Origin of the sequence: Dyadobacter bucti, assembly GCF_005869225.1 — a bacterium.
GTDB classification, from domain to species: Bacteria; Bacteroidota; Bacteroidia; order Cytophagales; family Spirosomataceae; genus Dyadobacter; species Dyadobacter bucti.
Genome location: NZ_SWFP01000033.1, coordinates 1 through 4,881 on the forward strand (window position 1 = coordinate 1; position 4,881 = coordinate 4,881).

At 42.2% G+C, this 4,881-nt stretch carries 3 protein-coding genes; 1 reads left to right on the forward strand and 2 read right to left on the reverse strand.

Features of this window, described 5'->3' with window-relative positions; translation table 11 throughout:
* Nucleotides 1-386: 386 nt before the first annotated feature.
* Both FBF61_RS34355 and FBF61_RS34360 read right to left on the reverse strand, forming a co-directional pair.
* Nucleotides 387-992 carry a TetR/AcrR family transcriptional regulator gene (locus FBF61_RS34355; protein ID WP_138485515.1) on the reverse strand — a complete coding sequence of 202 codons (606 nt, stop codon included), beginning with the start codon at nucleotides 990-992 and terminating at the stop codon, nucleotides 387-389.
* 136 nt (nucleotides 993-1,128) lie between these two features.
* The gene (locus FBF61_RS34360; RefSeq protein ID WP_138485516.1) at nucleotides 1,129-1,737 is read right to left on the reverse strand and encodes a recombinase family protein; all 609 of its coding nucleotides are present in this window, start codon (nucleotides 1,735-1,737) and stop codon (nucleotides 1,129-1,131) included.
* Between the two features lie 111 nt (nucleotides 1,738-1,848).
* Here FBF61_RS34360 and FBF61_RS34365 point away from each other — a divergent pair, with 111 nt between their 5' ends.
* A complete protein-coding gene (locus tag FBF61_RS34365) occupies nucleotides 1,849-4,839 on the forward strand; it encodes a Tn3 family transposase (RefSeq protein WP_138485517.1) in 2,991 nt (996 codons plus the stop codon).
* The last annotated feature ends 42 nt before the right edge of the window (nucleotides 4,840-4,881 follow it).

Sequence of the window (4,881 nt, forward strand, 5' to 3'; positions counted from 1 at the left end):
GAGGTTCTCGTTACAAATGGACGAAAAATAGCGGTTTGAAATTATTCATTGCTCTTAGCCAAATAATTATGCAAAGCATTGTTCATAAATAAGTCCAGATCGGATGCATTCTGGGATAACAACGTTTTGCGCAGGTACTGAATTTGCTTTTACTTGGTTCTATGTAGTTTGGGTCAAGACGGACGTTAGTTAGACACGAAAGAATTTAAGCTTATAATCAATCCTTAATTAAGAGTTCTCGATAGAAGTCTACAATCTGCTCAATAACTAAACCAGGCTTATCATCAGGAATGTTGGCTGCCCCCCAGAAACCGGCCTACCAAACGAAAATGGGGCACATTTCCCGGTTAACTTGTAAAAGTTGTCTCTAATAATTTTCTAGCGGGTTAATTATGGATATCCATAATAATACGTTCTATCACTTTTTCGATGCGCTTCCAACCTTCGTCGGAATGGAGGTCAATATCGATCATCTTTTCCCGGTAATCGGTGGAAATAGTCATGAAATAAATGCTAGCAGAAAGAAATGAAACAAGCGCACTGGTGTCGTTGTAATTAGGCAGATTGCCAATTTTGTCCAAAATACGCGTTGCAATCTGGTTGCGCGCATCTGATAGCATGGATTTGCCGGTTCCGATCTCCCAGCGCAAAAGGTCACGGGTAGCTTTCCGCTCCAGTAGATCATTCATAAATGTATGCATCAAACTTGTGAGCGCTTTGCTGCGTTCTTCCGGGGCCAGCGGTGGGATGTTCTCAATGTAATCGGTGCTTGTTGTAGAGGTGTACTCGCCTGACTTTACATATTGTTCCATTAATCCATCGACACTCTCAAAATATCGGTAGATCAAAACCTTGTTTACCCCTGCCGTTCGGGCAATTAAATTGACACCTACTTTTCCTGTTCCGTGTTGTTCAATTACATTGCCTACTGCTTTGAGGATCTTACTTTTTGTCCGCTCTCGGTCGCGCATTTTGACTTTCTCAATTTTCATATTGGTGTCGTTTAGATTAAAGCATAATAAATAATATTAATCGTCAAATAAGCAGTTTCAAGCCTGCCCGCAGCTGCAACTGAGGTTTTTCTTACAAATGGGCGGAAACATATGCTAAGGAACCGCAGCGCGGCCGCTACGTTTTTAGTTTACCGACATAATTATACACGGTTCCGTAAGCAATTCCGAGCTGCTTGGAAATCTTGTTCATCGAAAGCCCTTGTTTTTGTAGTTTAAAAATTTCCTGTTGCTGTTGGATAGGCAATGGAGGCCGTGAAATACGTTTCCCTTGTGCTTTTGCCCTGGCCATACCTGCTTTTACTCTTTGGCTGATCAGCGAGCTTTCAAATTGAGCCAGGGAAGCCATCACATGAAATATCAGCTCACCAGTCGGCGTGGTAGTATCGATATTCTCCTGATAGGATATAAAATCAATACCCATACTCTGAAATTCCTTCATAGCATTGACCAGTGCCTGGGTCGAGCGGGCAAAGCGGTCGTACCGCCAAACAAGTACTACATCCAGTTTTCTCTTTTTGGCTGCTGCCATCATTAATTTGTACTGGATCCTGTCTTGGGTTGTTCCAGAAGCATAATCAATAAATTCTCCAATGACTTCAAAGTTACGTCTCAGTGCATATTCTCTTAACTGGGTTAATTGGGTTTCCGGATCCTGCCCTTTATCCAGGGTGGATACCCTTGCATATAGTGCTACCCGTTTGGCCTGGTTTACCTGGTTTTTCATTTAATTGCCTATCAAAAAGGAAATCCTTTGCAAATATAGAATTCGGATTTATAAATTGCTGATTCATAGGGCTAATTTATCTGAATTTTACCATACCCTTTTTGATAACCTATGCCGGCTACTTTTTTAACAACTTCGGAGCGTGATCAATATATTCAAATTCCTGACCTGGACGAAACGGACTTACAACAAGGGTTTTATTTAACACAGCCCGATCTCATATTTATCCAGTCGTTCCATGGTTCAACCAACCGCCTGGCAATCGGGATCCAGCTTTGTCTGATAAGATATTTTGGCTTTTTAGATGATGGATGGAAAACCCAAATTCCGGATAACATAGTTTCCTTCGTTTCTCGTCAACTCGCAAGTAGAAACGATGCGCCCGTTACTGCTGATCTAATAAGCTACGGAAACAGGGCAATGACACGCTCGTTTCATTTTCAACAGATGCTCCGGTATCTAAACTTTCGAAAATGGCAGCCAATGGATGAACCTCTGTATGAAAAATGGTTGATCCATCAGGGCATGGAGCATGACAATGAGCGGTACCTTTTGAACAAACTTTGCCAGAAACTGCACCAGGATAAAATTTTAAGACCATCCATAGGTACCCTGGAAAGGGTTATTGGAGGCATTGACGAGCATCTTCACGCGGAGACCTATCAACGATTATCATTTTTATGGCAGCCTGAGTTATTTAATCTACTGGACAATCTTCTTCAAACCTATGAAACCGGAAAACTAACCGATCATCGCTGGCTGTGTATGGTGCCAACGGCCAATACGCCTAAAAGCCTCAGACAAACACTTGATAAAATCACCTTTTTGAAAAACATCAAAGTGGACACCTGGGATTTATCTGTCATTCCTTCCAACAGAAAAAAGCGTTTAGCTAACATCGTTCGCAATAATTCAAATCATTATTTACAGCGTATCAAACCACAAAAGCGTTATCCGTTGCTGGTGTGTTTCCTTCGGGAAACGCTGCTTGATACAACCGACAGCATTTTGGTGATGTACCATGATTTCTGGACCCAAGCCCTGAGCGATGCAAAAAAATCTTTGGAGGCATATCAGCTGGGGGTTATCAAATCCCAAAATCAGGCTGTGAAAACGCTCACAAAGACTGTTGAAATGGTTGTTGATGATACCATTGAAAATCAGTACCTGAGAAGCAAAATATTTGAAAATTTATCAAAAGAAACTATACAAGAGGCTTTACAGGTAGTCTTGAAAATAACCAAACCGGCCTATCAGACTCCTGTATTCTATTTACTTAAGACTTATGCCCGGTTCAAACAATTTACTCCCTACCTGCTCAGAGTCCTGGATTTTAAAGTAGCTTTTTCAAAAGATAATTTTGGTGCCGGCCTGGATCTGGCTACCCAGCTTCAAAATGGGACAAAACGAAAATTGCCGGAATCTGCTCCAACCCATTTTATTACCCAGGCCTGGCAAAAAGTAGTCATCATTGACAAGATGCTGCAAGCGCCCGCCTACGAGCTTTGTGTATTGTCGGTGCTCAACGACAGACTCCAGTCCGGCGATGTTTTTGTCGAGTTATCCAGGAAATATGCGGATTTTAATAGCTTTCTGATCCCTAAAACACGGTGGCAGGTAGCTTCATCAGAGATATGCCTCCCTTTTGGAGGGTTGGATATGGTTAAACGGATTGATGGAAAGGTTTTTGAATTAACAGACCTGCTTGGACCTTTGGCCGATCTGTTATCAGACGGCACTCAGATAAGGTTAGAAGATGGAATATTGGTTGTTCCGCCGCTGGAAGCAGAAAATCTTCCTGCATCTGTCAAAGATCTACAGGAGCAGATCAACAAACGGTTGCCCCGCGTTGGACTGGTAGAAATGATCCGTGAAGTAGATACCTGGGTTGGCTATGCAAAGGAATTACAGGAAGAGCTCCTGCCCCGTAATCCGGAACATGATGCATTGAGGTTTGCTGCTTTGTTGGGTAATGCATGCAACCTGACACTTGCTGATCTGGCACGATCTTCTGAACTGGATTACCATTCGCTGTGGTGGGTTGCCAATAATTACTTTTCTGACCAGAACCTTAAACGGGCCAATGACCTTTTGGTAAATTTTCATCACAGGCAATGGATATCATCCTATTGGGGTGATGGGACACTATCATCTTCTGATGGCCAAAGATTTGCAACAAGTGGCAAAATCCGGAATGCCCAGGCATTGCCAAAGTATTTTGGGTATGGAAAAGGAGTGACTTTTTACACCCACACCTCTGATCAGTATTCCCAATACGGAACAAAAGTGATCAGCAGCACTGAACGGGATGCTCCACACGTATTAGATGAAATCCTGACTAATGAAACGGATTTAACCATTGTTGAACATACCACCGATACACATGGGTATTCAGATTTACTATTCGCATTCTTTGACCTGGCCAACAAACGTTTTGCCCCGCGGCTTCGCGACATAAAAAATCAACGTCTATGCAAAATAAAAACTGAGAAAGAAAACCTGGTCGAAATACAGTACCCGCAGTTGAAGTTCACTGGCAGTGTCAATATCGACTACTTGAAAAAACATGCCGATGAGCTTAAAAGAGTGGCTGCTTCGGTTTTGACAGGAACAGTAACAGCCTCACTACTAATCAATAAACTTCAATCCTACCCAAGACAAAATAACCTCATGTATGTTTTGCAGTCATACGGACAACTGGTAAAAACGATTTTTATATGTAAATACTTACTACAATTGCCGCTCAGGCACCGTATCAATACCCAGCTTAATAAAGGGGAGCAACTCCATAACCTGCGGGTTTATCTTTGGTTCGGAGGTGATGGGATCATTCGCAAGAAGCAAGAAAAACAGCAACAAGTTACAGCCAGATGCCTTAATCTGCTGACAAATATCGTAATGGTCTGGAATACTGTTTACATCCAGGAAATTCTTAAACAGCTTCAAAAGGAAGGTTATCAAGTCGATGAAAAAGATCTGGAACATATCTCTCCGGCCCCTTTTGAGCATATAAACCGGTTAGGAAAATATGATTTCAACGATGAAATCAGGTTACAAGAGAACGGGCTACGAGCTTTGCGGCCGCCTGTCGATAAGCGTTAATTAGCAAACCGCTATTTTCCGTCCATTTGTAATGAAAACCTC

Coding starts and splice junctions, on each gene's coding strand:
- FBF61_RS34355 (WP_138485515.1), bottom strand. CDS start 992: ATGAAAATTGAGAAAGTCAAAATGCGCGACCGAGAGCGGACAAAAAGT.
- FBF61_RS34360 (WP_138485516.1), bottom strand. CDS start 1,737: ATGAAAAACCAGGTAAACCAGGCCAAACGGGTAGCACTATATGCAAGG.
- FBF61_RS34365 (WP_138485517.1), top strand. CDS start 1,849: ATGCCGGCTACTTTTTTAACAACTTCGGAGCGTGATCAATATATTCAA.